This is a genomic window from Bacillus sp. OTU2372 (assembly GCF_038440275.1).
GTDB classification, from domain to species: domain Bacteria; phylum Bacillota; class Bacilli; order Bacillales; family Cytobacillaceae; genus Neobacillus; species Neobacillus bataviensis_B.
This window is the reverse complement of sequence record NZ_JASATK010000006.1, coordinates 186,689-203,742: the sequence shown is the minus strand read 5'-3', so window position 1 is coordinate 203,742 and position 17,054 is coordinate 186,689. Positions and strand designations below refer to the sequence as shown.

Below are 17,054 nucleotides of genomic sequence, written 5' to 3'. Positions count from 1 at the left end.
ATAGTGAATGTTACTTTTCCAAAAGATAAAAACATTTATTATTTTGGATAATAAAACAAAATTCTTGTTTTTGGAGGCGTTTATTTTTTTAGCGTGGGCTCGGATACTTAAGGCTATGAAGTTTTCTAAGATAGCCCCTTTACTGGGTAAACATATGGAAGAAACATCATTTGAATACAATTCTTCGGATGTAAAAATTTTAAGGAATGTATCAGATGCTATTTATATCATGAGTAAATATACATTTTGGGAAAGTAAATGTTTAGTCAAGGCGATTGCTGGAATGAAAATGCTTCAGAGACGTAGTATTGACAGTACCCTTTATTTGGGTACGGCAAAAGATGAAACAGGAAGCATGATCGCTCACGCTTGGCTTCGAAGCGGAGCATTGTATATAACTGGGGCTGAAGAAATGAAGAGATTTATCGTTGTCGGGAAATTTGCAAAACGTATTAGTGAACATGGATAAGAGGGGAATACTGTGGAAAACATTTTTAAAGAAAACATAAATCAATTTACTAAAGAATTAAAACTTCTTCTTTCTTTTTTTAAAAAAGAAAGTGATGCAACTTTATTTAATAATAGGTATTTTGAGGATATTAATTGGAACAGTTTTATCCAATTGTCTATACATCACCGTGTTTTCCCCTTTATTTATAAAAGATTGAAAGAATTAAAGGGTGATTATATTCCTGCTACCGTTCTCCAAGAATTTTCCCGCATTTATCAAAAAAATATTTTTCGAATGCTTCATTTAAGTGGAGAAACACAAAAAATCTCAAAGCTATTTTCAAACAATCAAATCCGTACCCTGTTTTTAAAAGGTCCTGTTCTTGCTGCTGACCTATATGGTGATATTTCTTTACGCACATCTGCTGATTTAGATATTTTAATTCCAATAGAAAAACTTAATCAAGCGGAGGAAATTCTTTTAAATGAAGGGTACATTAAGGATGAGTATATTTCAACAGTATTAAATGACTGGAAATGGAGGCATCATCATTTTACCTTTTTTCACCCACAAAAGGATGTAAAGGTTGAAATACATTGGAGGCTAAATCCAGGACCCGCTAAAGAACCAAAGTTTGATGACCTATGGAAAAGGAAGAGAGTAAGTTCCTTATCAAGCGAGCTTATTTATACTTTAGGTCTTGAAGATTTATTTTTATTTCTTGTTTCACATGGAGCTCGTCATGGATGGTCGAGACTTCGCTGGTTAGACGATATAAAACAGATAATAGAATCTGAAATTAATTGGAAAAAGACTATAAATCTACTTAAGAATTTTCATTATTATGATGTAGGTGGCCAAGCGCTATATTTAGCTTTCCATCTATTAGATGCTAAGGTAACACCCGATTTGAGTAAGATGATAAATAGAAAACGGACAAAGCAACTCAGTTTAGACGCTTTGTTTTATATAAAGCAAATGATTAATCTTCACACAGACCCGGTGCCCAAGGAAGTGTCTGAATATCATAAAAGGCATTTATTTTATTTAATGTCAATTAATCAAAAATTTTTCTTTGTTTTAAGTTTTTTATATCCATATCCAGAAGATGCAGAATTTCTACCCTTACCTAAGGCTTTTCACTTTTTATATTTTCCATTGCGCCCGGTTATTTACCTTTTAAGGAAAACAAAGCTGCGTTCAGAAACTAGGAGGGCCTAACCATTGAATCAAGTTCTTTACTATTTTAAAAGATTGTACTCTTATTCTGGAAATATTCTATACTTTAATATTATTGGAATGGGATTTGTAAGTTTCCTTGAAGGAATAGGGATCCTACTATTAGTACCAATGATAAGCTACAGTGGAATAATAAAAAATGATTTTGGGGAACTTAAGTTTCAAAAATATTTATTTTTTCTTCACGAACTCCCTAAAACTCAAGCATTAATTTTGATTTTAGCATTTTTTATATCATTGGTGATTGTTCAAAATTTGATACAGCGTAACTTAGCTATTAGAAATGTAATGATTACTCAAGGATTTATTCGTTTATTAAGAATGGAGACCTATGACTCCTTATTAAAATCTAATTGGGGATTATTTACAAAGGAAAAGAAAGCAGATTTAATTAACGTTATGACCATGGAACTTGCTCGAGTCTCCGGAGGTATTATCCAAACCCTATTGTTACTAACCTCACTTGTCTTTACAAGTATACAAATTGTTTTAGCAATCTGGTTATCAATAAAACTTACTTTTTTAGTATTGATTTCTGGACTTATTCTAGCTATCTTTTCGAGAAAATACATAAAACAATCAAAGATTTTAGGTTCAAAAACATCGGCTTTAGCCCAAGAGTATCTTGGAGGAATAACGGATCAATTAAATGGTATTAAGGATATCAAGAGTAATACGTTAGAATTATCTCGTATAAATTGGCTTAGTACATTAACTAAAGGAATGATAGAAGAACAAATTGAGTATACTAAATTGAAAACATCTTCACAGACATTGTATAAAATTTCATCAGCTTTATTAATTTCTGTATTTATATTTACTTACCTCATGATTATTGATAAACATCCTGAACAATTTTTATTAATATTAATTATTTTTTCAAGATTGTGGCCCAGACTTACAGAAATCCAATCAAGTGCGGAACAAATAGCAACAACAGTTCCCGCGTTTAAGGCATTAAGAGATTTACAAAGAAAGTGTCGGCAATCAGCTGAAATTAACGATAATACTATTTACAAACGTATTAAGCCTTTAATTATTGAAGAAGAAGTAGAGTGTCGTGAAGTATATTTCCGATATGATGGTCACGATAAAAAATATGCTCTTCAAAATATTAATTTGAAAATTCCAATTAATAGTATGACCGCAATTGTAGGCCCATCAGGTGCTGGAAAAAGTACATTAATAGATATTCTAATGGGGTTAAATAAGCCTGAACAAGGTGAAATCCTTATAGACGGAAAGGTGATTAATGAACACAACCTGTTGTCACTAAGGCAATCAATTAGCTACGTTCCACAGGAACCTTTTTTATTTAATGCTAGTATCAGAGACAATTTATTAATGATAAGCCCAAATATAAGTGAAGATTATATATGGGAAGCTCTTGATTTTTCAGCAGCAGCTGAATTTGTGAAGGAATTACCCAATGGTCTAGATACCATTGTTGGAGATAGAGGGATAAGACTATCAGGGGGAGAGAGGCAGAGACTGGTACTCGCTCGTGCTATATTACGTAATCCGTCAATACTTGTCTTAGATGAAGCTACCAGTGCATTGGACTCTGAAAACGAAGCAAAGATTCAGTATGCCATTGAAAAGCTAAAGGGAAGAATGACTGTTATTGTAATAGCCCATAGACTTTCTACGATAAAAAATGCTGATCAAGTTATTGTTTTAGAAAACGGGAAAATGGTACAACAAGGAAAATTCAGCCAACTTGCAACTGAACAAAAGGGAATGTTCAGTAAACTACTAAAAAAACAAATGGGAATTAGCGTTTAGTTTTGGAATTAACCTACTTATTGGTCCCCTATCTAAGTTAGAATTTTATGGTTATAGGAATTGACATGTTCTTAATAAAGAAATAAAATAATAATATAGAATTGTAAACTGTAGTTTCAAGGTGCATTTTATTATTTTTTTGGAACTGTTGTTCAATATTTAGAACGAAAATTTTTAAAAAATTTATGTCAATTATAAAAGGTGGTTTAATGCAAAGCTTAAATCAAAATAATGCAAACAGTAAGAGGGCAAAGGAAATTAATTTAAGAGAGATATTCACAGTTCTAAAGAGGAACCTTTGGATAATTATATTAGTTACAGTTTTAGCAGGGATAGCAGGAGTAGTATTAAATAATGCCTCTACTACACCTTTATATGCATCTTCATCAAGAATTATTATTGGGGCAGATGAAGAATCTAGAAAAACGCTTCAGGTTATAGTAAAAGACTCGGTAATATTAGATAAAGTTATTAATCAACTAGGGCTAAATTCATCAGCCGAGGAATTAGCAGGAAAAATTACTGTTGCTAGTGTTGATTCATCTCAGGTAGTTAGTATAACTGTGATTGATCCTAATCCTATGCAGGCAGCAAACATAGCAGATACCACGGCTCAAATTTTTAGGGATGAAGTACCAAATATAATAGGCCAAGATTATGTTCGACTATTATCTAAGGCAAAGGTAAATCCTGTTCCAATTAACCAAAAGAACAACAATAAGCTTTATCTTGGCATAATTGGAGGGCTTATAGTTGGAATCGGATTAGCATTTTTATTAGAGTCGTTTGACGACAGGCTACGACCTAATAATGATATTGAAAACCTACTAGGTCTTCCCTTTTTAGGAAGGGTTCCAAAAGTAAACAAAAGGAATGTAAAAAAGAGAAGTATGAATTTTCAATTAGAATCTAGAGGTGAGAATATTGGTCTTAAATAAAATTCGAAGATTTTGGTCGGCAGAAAAAAAAACAATAATTGCACACACTCATCCGGATTCTATGATTTCTGAGCAATTTAGAATGATCCAAACCAATATGAAATTCATCATGCTTGAGCAAAAAAGTCGTACTATATTAATTACTTCTTCAGGAGATGGTGAGGGAAAATCTACAATTGCGACTAACCTTGCTGTTTCTTTAGCACAGCAAAAGAAAAAAGTTCTGCTAATCGATGGGAATTTAAGAAAGCCTGCACTACAGTCTTTCTTCAATACTTCCAATGCCAATGGGTTAACAGATGTCCTTACAGGAAGATTATCTCTTTCGGAGGCTGTTTTTCATACTGAAGTTTGGAGGTTGGATTTACTAACGAGTGGATTGGCCCCGTTTAATCCAGTTGAATTAATTGGTTCACAACGAATGGCAGAGCTCCTTATTAAGGTAAAACAAACTTATGATGTCATTTTAATAGATTCCAATTCAGTCCTAGAGGTAACAGATACTAAACTTCTTGCAAGCCAGTGTGACGGGGTTATACTGGTAACTCAAAATGGAAAAACCAAATTAGAAAAAGCTGCTGAGGCAAAGAAAGTAATTGAATTTGCCAAGGCAAAAATTGTTGGTGTAGTTTTAAATAAATAGTAAGAATAAATTTTTTTTAAACGGATTGTTCGTTATTGGAAACATAAGTATGTTTTATTGTTGTTTGAATAATTTGGAGATGTCTCCTTTCCAATATCAATGGAGGCACTCGGTCATGCTGTGGGTAAAAGCCTTAGACGCCGGTCGTCAAGAGTGTGATGTGAGGGAGGGTTAGATGCCCTATTTTTATATAAAAAATTTTTATTTATGTGTTCTTTATGGAGAACTTATAATTAAAAATTTTTTGAGGAAGTGATTTTTTGAAGAATGTTAATGTATATCCAAAATGTATAAAAAAGGCAGTCAGATATATTAAACAAGATGCATCTAGAGATCAATTGGTTGAAATAAAGAAAGTGATTGACATTGCCATACGAAAAAGATAAAAACAGTGAATTAATTTACCTATACTACTGAAAAATCCAAGGGGGGGTTAGATGTCATATCAACAACGAATATCCTTATTTATTTTTATAGATTCATGCATAGTATTAACTGCTATATTTATTAGTTGCTTTTTAGTGAATGGAACTATTCAGGTTATAACTTTTCCGATTGTATTAAGTTGTATTGTTATATTATTAAGTCATTATATATTATCACTTAAATTCCATTTGTATAAAAAAGCCTGGGAATATGCGAGTGTTGGAGAATTATTAAGTATTTTAAAGATCGTAACAATTTCAGTCCTTCTTGCAGCGATTTTCCAGCAGTTGATTGTTAAGGATATGTTCTTTCGCCTATTAACAGTAACTTGGTTACTAAATATGTCTATTATTGGAGGATCAAGATTTTGCTGGCGTATGCTACGAGATTCACATCTTAATAAAATCGATAATAAAAAAAGAACATTGATTGTCGGTGCTGGGTCGGCTGGGACCATGGTTGCGAGGCAATTATTACAAAATAAAAAAGTAGATTTATTACCAGTGGCATTCATTGATGATGACTTTAAAAAACAAAGACTTGATATTTTAAGTATTCCCGTAGTTGGCGGCATCGGCCAAATTGAGACCGCTGTAACAACTTACGATATCGAAAACATTATAATTGCTATTCCATCACTAAGTAAGAAAGAATTAAATACTATTTTTCAAGAATGTGCTAAAACAAATGCCAAAACGCAAATTTTGCCTATGCTAGAGGACTTGATGACAGGAAAAGTAGCTGTTAGTCAATTTCGTGATGTGCAGGTCGAGGATTTACTTGGAAGAGAACCTGTTGAATTAGATATAAATAGTATTTCAGATAATATCAAGAATAAAGTTGTTTTAGTTACCGGTGCTGGTGGATCTATCGGATCAGAAATCTGCAGGCAGGTAGCAAAATTTAATCCTAAAACACTTCTCTTAGTAGGACATGGTGAAAATAGCATTTATTCTATTGAAATTGAATTAAAAGAATCAAATAAACATTCTGAGATTGAATTTGTTCCTGTAATTGCGGATATACAAGATGAAAAGAAAATGATGTCAGTTATGAGTACCTACTTACCTGATATAGTCTATCATGCGGCTGCACATAAGCATGTTCCTTTAATGGAGGCTAATCCGGAAGAGGCTGTCAAAAATAATATCATAGGAACAATGAATGTAGCAAAAGCTGCGAGCTGGAATGGTGTTAAGACTTTCGTTATGATTTCAACTGATAAAGCAGTGAACCCAACCAGTGTTATGGGGGCAGCAAAAAAGTTAGCTGAAATGATTATCCAACATATGGACCAACAAAGTAATACAAAATTTGTTGCCGTTCGTTTCGGAAATGTATTGGGAAGTAGAGGAAGTGTAATTCCATTATTTAAAAAACAAATTGAAAAGGGAGGACCCGTTACGGTTACCCATCCTGAAATGATTCGTTATTTTATGACTATTCCAGAAGCATCGAGACTAGTGCTTCAAGCAGGGGCCCTTGCTAGCGGAGGGGAAATTTTTGTATTAGACATGGGCGAACCTGTTAAAATTGTAAATTTAGCAAAAAATCTTATTAAACTCTCGGGTAATTCTATTGAAGAAATTGGGATTGAATTTTCAGGTATTAGGCCAGGGGAAAAGTTATTTGAAGAATTATTAAAAGAAGATGAGGTTCACGAGCAACAAATATACCCAAAAATATATATAGGAAAAACTTCCGAACTATTAATACAAGAAATCGAGGAAATAATTTTAACATACTCTAGCATGGGGAAAGAAGAAATCAGGGCTAGACTCATTGATCTTGGTAACTATAAAGTAATGTCTGAATCAAAAGATTCAGTTTCAGTTTAAATGGGTTCATAAGATGAACTAGAACATAACCCAGTGGAAAAAGGAAAGTTGAAGGTATTAAGTGGAGTGTTAAAGTCCTTGGAAATGGATGATATTAATTACATATGTAAAAAGACGGTGAGGATTAGGATAAGCGATATGGTGTGCTCGGAATTTTATCTGTGATGAACCATGTGCTGTACTTTTGGAAGATGATATTGTAAGCAAAGAAACCATGTTTGAAGTAGTTAATCGACCAATATGAAAGATATAATGCATCGATTCTTTTGTACAATGAGTTCCTGATAATGAAGTAATCCAGGACCGGGATAGTGAGGGAATGAAGAGTAACAACCGTTCAATAGTGTTAATAGATTAATGAAAAAAGCTAAAAAGCATATGCTCCTTCAAAACCTGCAATACTAGGTATATATATTCTGAATCGAGTATATTCGATATATTGAAAAATAAACATCTGGTGGTGGTGGGAACGACTTACGGATGATATTGCTGTTTTAAAACAATTTGAAGCTGTTTATGCATACGATAGAGGATTTAAGGTCATAGGTATTAGACTTCCTTTCATCTATTTTGGAAAAAGAGCTTATTAGGTAGTTAATTAAAAAGGTGGAAGAAAAATGCAAAAGAAGGTTTTATTCTGTGCAACGGTGGATTATCACTTTAAAGCATTTCATTTACCATATTTAAAATGGTTTAAAGAGCAGGGATGGGAAGTTCATGTTGCAGCATCTGGTGAATTGAAACTTCCTTATGTAGATAAAAAACATAATATTCCCATACAAAGAACTCCCTGGACTAAAGAGAATTTGGCAGCTTACAAAGATCTTAAAAGAATAATAGATAAAAATCAGTACAAGATTATCCATTGCCACACACCAATGGGGGGAGTCCTTGCAAGATTAGCTGCTAGAAATACGAGAAAGTATGGAACAAAGGTCATATATACGGCTCACGGCTTTCACTTTTGTAAAGGTGGCCCATTAATCAACTGGATTCTCTATTATCCAATTGAGAGATTACTTTCAAGGTTTACAGATTGTCTGATTACCATAAATCAGGAGGATTATCACTTGGCAACAACTCATAGTTTCAAAGCTAAATTAATCAAACATGTCCATGGTGTGGGAGTAAATACTGAGTTTTTTAAACCCGTGGAAGTAAATCAGAGAATTTTGTTAAGGACTAAACATGGTTATCGGTCTGATGATTTCCTGATGTTTTATGCTGCTGAATTTAATAAGAATAAGAACCAAAAATACCTCATTGAGTCATTAGCAGCTATTAAGGATAAAGTCCATAAGGTAAAGTTGTTGCTGGCTGGTGATGGACCATTGTTAAGGGATTGTCAAGACCTAGCACAAAAACTAGGGATTAGGGAAATGGTTGACTTTCTTGGGTATCGATCTGATATTGATATACTTTTAAAAATGAGTGATATAGCGGTTGCATCAAGCCTTAGAGAAGGGCTTCCGGTAAATATTATGGAAGCAATGGCTTGTGGCTTACCTGTCATCGCAAGTATAAACCGAGGGCACTCTGAACTTGTAAAGGATGGTAAAAATGGTTACCTTTTATCCCATGAAGATTTCACACAGTTTTCTATAAGGTTACTAGAAATTTACCAATCAAAGGATTTGTGTGAAAAAATGGGTTTAATGAGTGAAAATATTGTAAAAAAATATTCACTTTCACAAGTTAGATCAGAATTATTCGAGATTTACTCAGGTTATATGGAGGATACAGATGAAGCCAAAAGTAAGCATAATCGTTCCTATATATAATGTAGAAAAGTATTTGAGTAGATGTTTAGATAGTTTATTAGCCCAAACATTGAAGGAAATAGAGATAATTGCTATTAATGATGGTTCCAGTGATAATAGTTTGGAAATTCTGAAAATGTATGGACTAAAGGATAGTAGGATTAAAGTTATTAATAAGCTAAATGGAGGGGTTTCCTCAGCGAGAAATGTGGGCATACAGCACGCCATTGGAGAGTTTATTGGCTTTGTGGATCCAGATGATTGGGTGGATCACGACATGTATGAAGTCATGTATAAAAACGCAGTAAGTCAAAAGGCAGATATTGTTATGTGCTCATATGTCCGCGAGTTTGAAAATCACTCGAAAATAAAGAACTTTAAACTGCCGGCTAAAATTCGCTATCTAGATGAAGAAGTTAAATTAAAGGTTTTGAGACGTTTGATTGGACCGTTAAATGAAGAAATGGCAAATCCGGAGCTCCTCGATGCATGGGGCACAGTCTGGTCAAAAATATACCGTACAGAGATAATCAAATATCATCATTTAAGTTTTATTGACCTTAATAAAATCGGTACGAATGAAGACACTTTATTTAACATTGAAGCAGTTTATTATGCAAACTGTTTTTTATTCTTAAATAAACATTTTTATCATTATTGGCGTGCCAATAACACTTCTGTGACTTCTGGGTATAAACCAAACTTAATGAACCAGTGGTTGTACCTCTTTAATTATATCGAAACCTTTTTATTAGATAAAAATTTAGAAGAAAGTTTTTACAGGGCTTTAAACAATCGAATTTGTCTAAATACTCTTGGTCTTGGATTAAATACAATATGCAAGGACAATAGAACTTCTACATTTTTTAAGATAAAGAAGATAAATATGTTTTTACAAGAAAAAAGAATTAAGCACTCTTTTAAACAATTAGACTTATCTCAATTTCCAATTGTTTGGAGAGTGTTTTATTTTTGTGCCAAAATTCGCTTTGCTTCTGGATTCTTTTTTATGTTGAATTCTATTGATTATCTTAGAAAAATTATTAGATAGGAGAACGGACTTTGAAACCAATTCGGATTCTTCAGGTCGTAACAATCATGAATCGTGGTGGTCTTGAAACAATGTTGATGAATTACTATCGGCAAATGGACCGTAATAAGATTCAATTTGACTTTATGGTTCATCGTGACGAGGAAGGGCATTATGATCAAGAAATATTGAACCTTGGAGGCAAGATATTTCGAATGCCTCCGATCAGGCCTGGAAATTATAGTATATATTTTGATCTTCTTGATGAATTCTTTAAAGAACATAGAGAATATAAGGTGGTACATTCCCATAACAACGAAAACAGCAGCTTTGTATTAAAAGCTGCAAAAAAAGCTGGAATTCCCTGCCGAATTGCACATAGTCATTTAAGCGATTTAGGAATTGACTTAAAAATACCATTTCGTTTATATGCAAGATATTATCTGAGGAATAATCCAAACAATTATTTTGCTTGTTCGAAAAAGGCGGGTCAATGGCTGTTTGGAAAAAAAATTGCTAATTCTAAAGAACTGAGAGTTCTTAACAATGCAGTTAACGTGAATGAGTTTAAATTTGATGAAACGGTTAGAAAGAATATCAGAGACCAACTTGGTATTAAGGATGAATTAGTATTAGGACATATAGGTAGATTTAATAAACAAAAAAACCATGAATTTCTAATAGAAATTTTTAAAAATGTTCATCAAAAATGTCCAAAGGCCTTGTTGCTTTTAATTGGGGAAGGAAATTTACGAACATCAATCGAAAAGAAAGTAGCAAATTTGGGTTTATCTTCTCATGTTAGATTCTTAGGGATTAGAAGTGATGTATCAAATCTTATGCAAGCAATGGATTTATTTGTTTTCCCATCATTGTTTGAAGGATTGCCAGTTGTAATGGTCGAGGCTCAGGCCGCTGGATTAAAATGTATAGTTTCGGATGAAATAACTAAGGAAAGTGATATTACAGGTAGAGTGGAATTTATTAGTCTTAACAAGTCACCAGATTATTGGGCAAAACAAATTCTTTTCACTTCCTATGAGCATGCTGATACCTCAGAATATTTTAAGAAAAATGGATATGATTCTGTAACGATGGCAGACTGGTTAGCAAATTTTTATAAAGAGTATTACTCATTGGAAGTAAAATAATATATTGGAGGTGAATATATGTCCCCTATGCTTACGGTTTTTACACCTACATATAATCGTGCCTATACCTTACATTTATGTTATGAAAGCCTGAAAAGACAAACATGTAAAGAATTTATATGGCTAATTATTGATGACGGGTCCAGTGATAACACTAGAGAATTAGTTGAAAGTTGGATTTCTGAAAAGGCAATTACAATTCAGTACCACTATCAAGAAAATCTAGGTATGCATGGAGCGCATAATTCCGCATACGAACTTATTCAAACTGAGCTCAATGTTTGTATTGATTCCGATGATTATATGCCTGATCATGGAGTTGAAAAAATACTTTCTCATTGGAGAACGTACGGCAGTGAAAAATATGCGGGTTTAGTTGGACTCGATGCTAGTCACGATGGGAAAATTATCGGAACGCAAATTCCGGAAAATGTTAGGGAATCTACACTTTCCCAACTATATGCTAAATACAAGGTTAGAGGTGACAAGAAACTGGTTTATCGGTCTGAATTGACACGAAAAACGCCTCCTTATCCAATCTTTCCAGGGGAGAAGTACTGCCCTTTAAGCTATAAGTATATTCTTATTGATCAAGAGTATCCATTACTTGTTATGAATGAAATACTTTGTTATGTGGAATATTTAGCAGATGGTTCTAGCATGAATATTATCAAACAATATAAGAGAAACCCTAGGGGTTTTTCATTTTTTAGAAAGGTTGCAATGCAATATGCACCTTCATTTAAGGAAAAATTCAGGGAATCCATTCATTATGTATCTAGCAATATCATGTTAAAAAATACGAAGTTTTTGTATGAGTCTCCATCAAAATTCACTACTCTACTTGCAACTCCTTTTGGTGCAGTACTTTATTTATATATTAAGAGAACAGGAAAGGCAACTGTTTTAAAAGGTAATTAATAGAAGGGACTCTAAATCAATGGCAATTTTATGGGCTAACCTTATAATTGTTTATTTATCTTCGTTTTTGGCACGATACTTTTCAAAACCAATGCCGATGGAACCATTTGTTAAACCAAATAAAATTCTTATTTTTGTCTCGATACTTATATTAGTTCTAATTTCGGGTCTTCGAAATAATATAGGGGACACTTTTTTTTATATGCATGGATACACTGTACGAAAACATGATTTGAATAGTTTTGAATTTAAAGGGGATTTTGGATTTGAATTACTCCAAGTCCTTTTATATAAAATATCAGATAATCCTCAGTTACTTGTTTTTACAACGGCATTAATAACAAACGTCCTTGTAGTCCTTGTTTTATATAAGTATTCGAGAATGATAGAAATAAGTTTATTTGTTTTTATAGCTTCCGGTATGCATACGGTAACAATGAATGGAATAAGACAATCACTTGCAGCAGCTATTGTTTTTGCAGCAACTAAGTATTTACATAATGGAAAATGGTTTAAATTTATTTTAGTGGTTTTATTAGCATCTACAATTCATCAGACTGCTCTCATTTTTATTCCTATATATTTTATTGTTCGCAGAGAAGCTTGGACAAAATCTACATTCATTATTTTGATGATAGGAGTGGGAATTACCTTTGGATTTAATGAATTCTCAAAATTACTATTCAATGCAATTGAAAATACAAAATATGGGCATTACAGCAACTTTACTGAAGGCGGAGCAAATAAAATAAGGGTATTAATAACGGCTGTTCCTTTGATAATTGCTTTTTTTGGCAGGAAAAAACTTAAAGAATTATGGCCGAATAGTGATTATGTAATAAATTTAACTACTTTGGGAGTAGTATTTATGATTATAGCCTCGCAGAATTGGATATTTGCAAGATTCAATATTTATTTTGGTTTATATAACCTTATTTTGTTTTCATGGATTTTAAAATTGTTTACGAAACAAAGTCAAAAACTAATTTATTATAGTCTTTTATTATTTTATATAAGTTATTTTTATTACGAACACGTAATTTCTCTGAATATTGTATATAAGAGTGATTATTTAATTTGGTAAAAATACTTTTAAAAAGGAATACGATTTATAATGAAAAAAACAGAATTGTACGGTGATTTATCTAAACAAGCCTTTATAGAAATATTAAGGAGTATTTATTTAAAAGGTAATGAATCAGATGATATTAAAGTTATAGAATTAATAGAGGAAATTAAACAACAAATTTTAATTTTTCGTAAATGAAAAAATTTTTATCAGGGAGGTGTCAATGAATGAAACGGTTATTTGATTTTTTAATTTCATTAATATTGTTTGTATGCCTATTCCCGTTTTTCTTCTTCATTGGATTGATTGTCAGATTAAAGCTTGGCTCCCCCATAATCTTTAAACAGATGCGACCAGGTTTAGATGGAAAACCATTTAACTTGTATAAATTTCGAACGATGACTGAAGAAAGAGACATTAATGGACAACGCGTACCAGATTATATGAGGTTGACACCATTTGGGCAATTTCTAAGAAAATATAGTTTAGATGAATTCCCACAGTTAATAAACGTTATAAAAGGAGATATTAGTCTAGTGGGACCAAGACCCTTACTAATGGAATACCTCCCGCTTTATACAAAAGAGCAAGCAAAGCGTCATAATGTTAGACCAGGTATAACGGGATGGGCACAAATCAACGGCCGAAATGCCATAACATGGGAGGAAAAATTTGAATTAGATGTTTGGTATATAAATAATCGTTCCTTTTCATTAGATTTAAAAATTTTATTTTTAACTACAATTAAAGTTATTCGATCAGAAGGTATAAACCAGTCGGGGAATACCACAATGGAACACTTTACTGGGTCAAAAACTACAATTAGAGGTGACCATGGATGAAAATCGTCATTATTGGTCATGGTGGTCATAGTAAAGTTATTAGCGATTTGATTATTTCTCAAACAAACAGTTATGAAATTGTTGGGGTTTTAGATGATAAATTTATAGAGCTTAAACAGATAGGAAACGTTATTTATGGTCCTATATTATCTGCAATACAATTTGCAGAAAACTTTAAGGATATCAAATTTATTATCGCTATTGGGGATAATATGATACGAAAGAAAATTGTTAAAAGATTGAACATTGCTGACGAGCATTATATTACTCTAGTTCATACGTCTGCAGTTATAAGTCCTGCCTCAAAAATAGGATACGGTACAGTAGTGCTACCTAACGCGGTAATAAATGCTGAAAGTGAAATTGGTCAACATTCAATCATCAATACGGGAGCGATAATAGAACATGATTGTAAAATTGGTAATTTCATCCATTTGTCCCCGAGAGCAACCCTAACAGGAGCGGTTCAAATTGATGATGGTGTTTCGATCGGAGCTGGTGCTACAATCATACCTAACATAAAGATTGGGGAATGGTCGATTATTGGGGCTGGAGCTACAGTGATTAACAATATCCCATCCTATTGTACGGCGATGGGAGTTCCAGCAAGAGTTAAGAAAGGTAATGAGGGTGAGTTTATTGCTAAATACAACATATAAAGAAAGGATTTTCCTTTCTTCCCCGCATATGAGCGGGAATGAGCTTAAATATATAAATGAAGCATTTCAGACGAATTGGCTTGCCCCATTGGGTCCAAATGTCGATGCCTTTGAAAAGGAACTAGCCAACCATGTAGGAGTCAATGAAGCAGTGGCCGTAAGCTCGGGAACTGCAGCAATTCATTTGGCTCTTTCTTTATTAGATGTAAAAAAAGGAGACAAAATATTTTGTTCGAGCCTAACATTTATTGCAAGTGCTAACCCTATTATTTATCAAGGAGCAGAGCCAGTATTTATTGATTCCGAGCCTGAAACATGGAATATGTCTCCCCAGGCACTAAAAAGAGCGTTTAAGAAAGCAGCATCTGATGGAAAGCTTCCCAAAGCAGTAGTAGTGGTTAATTTGTATGGTCAAAGTGCAAAGATGGATGAAATTATTTCGCTTTGTGATGAGTATGATGTCCCAATTATCGAGGATGCGGCAGAATCCCTTGGTTCAACCTATAAAGGGAAGGCAAGTGGGACGTTTGGTAAATTTGGAATATACTCATTTAATGGTAACAAAATTATCACAACTTCTGGTGGAGGTATGCTTATTTCTAATGATTCTGACTTATTAAGAAAAGCTCGTTTTCTCGCCACTCAAGCCCGTGATCCTGCTCCACATTACCAACATAGTCAAATAGGTTTTAACTACCGTATGAGTAATATATTAGCTGGAATTGGAAGGGCACAATTGCAGGTGTTAGAAAACAGAGTTCATGCAAGGAAATCCATATTTGACAAATATAATCTTGAGCTTTCTAATTTACCTGGTTTTTACTTCATGCCTGAATTAAAGGAAACCACTTCTAATCGCTGGCTTACAGCACTTACAATAGATAAATATGAATCCGGAGTATCAGTGAAGGAGTTGTTAAATGCCTTAAGCGAGGAAAATATTGAAGCTCGCCCAGTTTGGAAACCACTCCATTTGCAGCCTGTCTTTCAAGGGGTTCAGTATTATCCACATAGTCCAAATGATAGTATCTCAGACCTTTTATTTGAAAGTGGAATTTGTTTACCATCTGGTTCTAATATGACTGATGATGATCTTTTAAGGGTGATTCAATGTATTAAAGATGTAGTAAATTCTAAGAAGAAAAGACCCAAAACTTAATAACCACGAATTTATTGACTAAACGGGGTATGTATAAATGATAGGGAAAAATATATATGAAATACGAAAAAAAAGGAGATTGACTCTATCGGAACTTGCCGAACGTGCTGATATCTCAAAATCCTACCTAAGTAACATTGAAAGAAATCTAAATCAGAATCCCTCAATTCACGTGGTAAAAAAAATAGCAAATGTATTAAATGTCGACATGAAGACCTTGCTCTATAGTGAAATATCACAAGAGGATTTGCAAATACCTGATAAAGAATTAATGGATTTAGTAAATGAGTTAAAAGACTCGGGTATTGATAAAAAAGAATACAAGACTCTAATTGAATTTATTAAATGGCAAAACCGCAATCTAGGCACACAAAAATAAGTTAGATGAGGATATCTATATGAGTATAGTTAAAAGTAAGATTCCTAAAACTATTCATTACTGCTGGTTTGGTGAAAAAGAAAAGCCAGACATAGTAAAAAAGTGTATAAATAGTTGGAAGAAAGCTTTGCCAGATTACCAGATTATTGAATGGAATGAAAAGAATTTTGATATAAACTCTAATTCCTATGTAAAAGAGGCATATCGGTCTGGAAAATTTGCCTTTGTAAGTGATTATGCGAGGGTTTTTGCGTTATATAAGATTGGTGGTATTTACCTAGATACAGATGTGGAAGTATTTAAGTCGTTTGATAGTTTTCTCCATCATTCTTCATTCTGGGGATTTGAACAAGAGAACTACATTGCCACAAGTACAATTGGGGCAGAAAAAGGTAATAAGATAATTAAATTATTTTTAGATTTTTACCAGGATAAGGAATTTAAAAAAAGTGACGGTACTTATAGTGATTTTACAAATGTAGCGGTTATTACTAAGATATTGGGGGAATTCGGGATAAAAACCAATGGTGAATATCAAGAAATCGAAGGGGGAAATGTTTTTTATCCTCAAACATATTTCTCTCCTTATGATTATATCAATTGTCGAAAGTTTATAACTGAAAATACATATGCAATGCATCACTTCTATAAGAGCTGGCTTCCTCTTAAGGCAAGAATTAAAGGAAGAATAAAATTACTATTATCAAAAATCATAGGAGGAAATAATATTGCTCGATTAAGGAAAATTTATCAATAAATATATT

16 protein-coding genes and 2 pseudogenes are annotated in these 17,054 nt (G+C 33.0%); all 18 read left to right on the top strand.

Features of this window, described 5'->3' with window-relative positions; all coding sequences use genetic code 11:
* Positions 1–7 precede the first annotated feature (7 nt).
* Positions 8–469, top strand: a complete 462-nt coding sequence (locus AAHB15_RS12850) for a lasso peptide biosynthesis B2 protein (protein WP_342042534.1) — start codon at positions 8–10, stop codon at positions 467–469.
* A 12-nt stretch (positions 470–481) separates the two neighbouring features.
* Complete coding sequence (locus AAHB15_RS12845; RefSeq protein WP_342042533.1) at positions 482–1,672, top strand: nucleotidyltransferase domain-containing protein; 1,191 nt, start codon at positions 482–484, stop codon at positions 1,670–1,672.
* A 3-nt stretch (positions 1,673–1,675) separates the two neighbouring features.
* Positions 1,676–3,475, top strand: a complete 1,800-nt coding sequence (locus AAHB15_RS12840) for an ABC transporter ATP-binding protein (protein WP_342042532.1) — start codon at positions 1,676–1,678, stop codon at positions 3,473–3,475.
* A gap of 209 nt (positions 3,476–3,684) precedes the next feature.
* Positions 3,685–4,413 carry a YveK family protein gene (locus AAHB15_RS12835; RefSeq protein WP_342042531.1) on the top strand — a complete coding sequence of 243 codons (729 nt, stop codon included), beginning with the start codon at positions 3,685–3,687 and terminating at the stop codon, positions 4,411–4,413.
* Complete coding sequence (locus AAHB15_RS12830) at positions 4,400–5,056, top strand: CpsD/CapB family tyrosine-protein kinase (protein WP_342042530.1); 657 nt, start codon at positions 4,400–4,402, stop codon at positions 5,054–5,056. The genes AAHB15_RS12835 and AAHB15_RS12830 overlap by 14 nt, the downstream gene beginning before the upstream one ends.
* A gap of 437 nt (positions 5,057–5,493) precedes the next feature.
* Positions 5,494–7,320: a polysaccharide biosynthesis protein gene (locus AAHB15_RS12825; protein ID WP_342042529.1), complete on the top strand. Its 1,827-nt coding sequence runs from the start codon at positions 5,494–5,496 to the stop codon at positions 7,318–7,320.
* Between the two features lie 15 nt (positions 7,321–7,335).
* A pseudogene (locus AAHB15_RS30195) lies at positions 7,336–7,534 on the top strand (UTP--glucose-1-phosphate uridylyltransferase); the annotation flags it as partial.
* 403 nt (positions 7,535–7,937) lie between these two features.
* Positions 7,938–9,101 (top strand): glycosyltransferase family 4 protein, encoded by a 1,164-nt coding sequence (locus AAHB15_RS12820; RefSeq protein WP_342042528.1) that lies wholly within the window; start codon positions 7,938–7,940, stop codon positions 9,099–9,101.
* A complete protein-coding gene (locus AAHB15_RS12815) occupies positions 9,064–10,131 on the top strand; it encodes a glycosyltransferase (protein WP_342042527.1) in 1,068 nt (355 codons plus the stop codon). Before AAHB15_RS12820 ends, AAHB15_RS12815 begins: the two co-directional genes overlap by 38 nt.
* Before the next feature lie 11 nt (positions 10,132–10,142).
* Complete coding sequence (locus AAHB15_RS12810; protein WP_446715865.1) at positions 10,143–11,261, top strand: glycosyltransferase family 1 protein; 1,119 nt, start codon at positions 10,143–10,145, stop codon at positions 11,259–11,261.
* Positions 11,262–11,279: 18 nt separating this feature from the next.
* Positions 11,280–12,182 carry a glycosyltransferase family 2 protein gene (locus tag AAHB15_RS12805; RefSeq protein ID WP_342042525.1) on the top strand — a complete coding sequence of 301 codons (903 nt, stop codon included), beginning with the start codon at positions 11,280–11,282 and terminating at the stop codon, positions 12,180–12,182.
* 19 nt (positions 12,183–12,201) lie between these two features.
* A complete protein-coding gene (locus AAHB15_RS12800; protein WP_342042524.1) occupies positions 12,202–13,266 on the top strand; it encodes an EpsG family protein in 1,065 nt (354 codons plus the stop codon).
* 30 nt (positions 13,267–13,296) lie between these two features.
* Positions 13,297–13,449 (top strand): hypothetical protein, encoded by a 153-nt coding sequence (locus tag AAHB15_RS12795; RefSeq protein ID WP_342042523.1) that lies wholly within the window; start codon positions 13,297–13,299, stop codon positions 13,447–13,449.
* Positions 13,450–13,478: 29 nt separating this feature from the next.
* On the top strand, positions 13,479–14,093 hold the full coding sequence (locus AAHB15_RS12790) for a sugar transferase (RefSeq protein WP_342042522.1): 615 nt from the start codon (positions 13,479–13,481) through the stop codon (positions 14,091–14,093).
* Entirely contained in the window at positions 14,090–14,752 is a 663-nt protein-coding gene (locus AAHB15_RS12785) for an acetyltransferase (RefSeq protein ID WP_342042521.1), read from the top strand. Before AAHB15_RS12790 ends, AAHB15_RS12785 begins: the two co-directional genes overlap by 4 nt.
* A gap of 28 nt (positions 14,753–14,780) precedes the next feature.
* Complete coding sequence (locus AAHB15_RS12780) at positions 14,781–15,911, top strand: DegT/DnrJ/EryC1/StrS family aminotransferase (protein WP_446715867.1); 1,131 nt, start codon at positions 14,781–14,783, stop codon at positions 15,909–15,911.
* A gap of 37 nt (positions 15,912–15,948) precedes the next feature.
* Positions 15,949–16,290, top strand: coding sequence for a helix-turn-helix domain-containing protein (locus AAHB15_RS12775; protein WP_342042519.1), 342 nt, complete (start codon positions 15,949–15,951; stop codon positions 16,288–16,290).
* Between the two features lie 10 nt (positions 16,291–16,300).
* Positions 16,301–17,047 (top strand): annotated as a pseudogene (locus AAHB15_RS12770) (glycosyltransferase family 32 protein); the annotation flags it as partial.
* Positions 17,048–17,054 lie beyond the last annotated feature (7 nt).

Bases quoted from the DNA above. Each gene is read 5' to 3' on its own strand.
- AAHB15_RS12850 (WP_342042534.1), top strand. From the start codon at position 8: ATGTTACTTTTCCAAAAGATAAAAACATTTATTATTTTGGATAATAAA.
- AAHB15_RS12835 (WP_342042531.1), top strand. From the start codon at position 3,685: ATGCAAAGCTTAAATCAAAATAATGCAAACAGTAAGAGGGCAAAGGAA.
- AAHB15_RS12825 (WP_342042529.1), top strand. From the start codon at position 5,494: ATGTCATATCAACAACGAATATCCTTATTTATTTTTATAGATTCATGC.
- AAHB15_RS12820 (WP_342042528.1), top strand. From the start codon at position 7,938: ATGCAAAAGAAGGTTTTATTCTGTGCAACGGTGGATTATCACTTTAAA.
- AAHB15_RS12815 (WP_342042527.1), top strand. From the start codon at position 9,064: ATGAAGCCAAAAGTAAGCATAATCGTTCCTATATATAATGTAGAAAAG.
- AAHB15_RS12805 (WP_342042525.1), top strand. From the start codon at position 11,280: ATGTCCCCTATGCTTACGGTTTTTACACCTACATATAATCGTGCCTAT.
- AAHB15_RS12800 (WP_342042524.1), top strand. From the start codon at position 12,202: ATGGCAATTTTATGGGCTAACCTTATAATTGTTTATTTATCTTCGTTT.
- AAHB15_RS12795 (WP_342042523.1), top strand. From the start codon at position 13,297: ATGAAAAAAACAGAATTGTACGGTGATTTATCTAAACAAGCCTTTATA.
- AAHB15_RS12790 (WP_342042522.1), top strand. From the start codon at position 13,479: ATGAAACGGTTATTTGATTTTTTAATTTCATTAATATTGTTTGTATGC.
- AAHB15_RS12785 (WP_342042521.1), top strand. From the start codon at position 14,090: ATGAAAATCGTCATTATTGGTCATGGTGGTCATAGTAAAGTTATTAGC.
- AAHB15_RS12780 (WP_446715867.1), top strand. From the start codon at position 14,781: ATGAGCGGGAATGAGCTTAAATATATAAATGAAGCATTTCAGACGAAT.
- AAHB15_RS12775 (WP_342042519.1), top strand. From the start codon at position 15,949: ATGATAGGGAAAAATATATATGAAATACGAAAAAAAAGGAGATTGACT.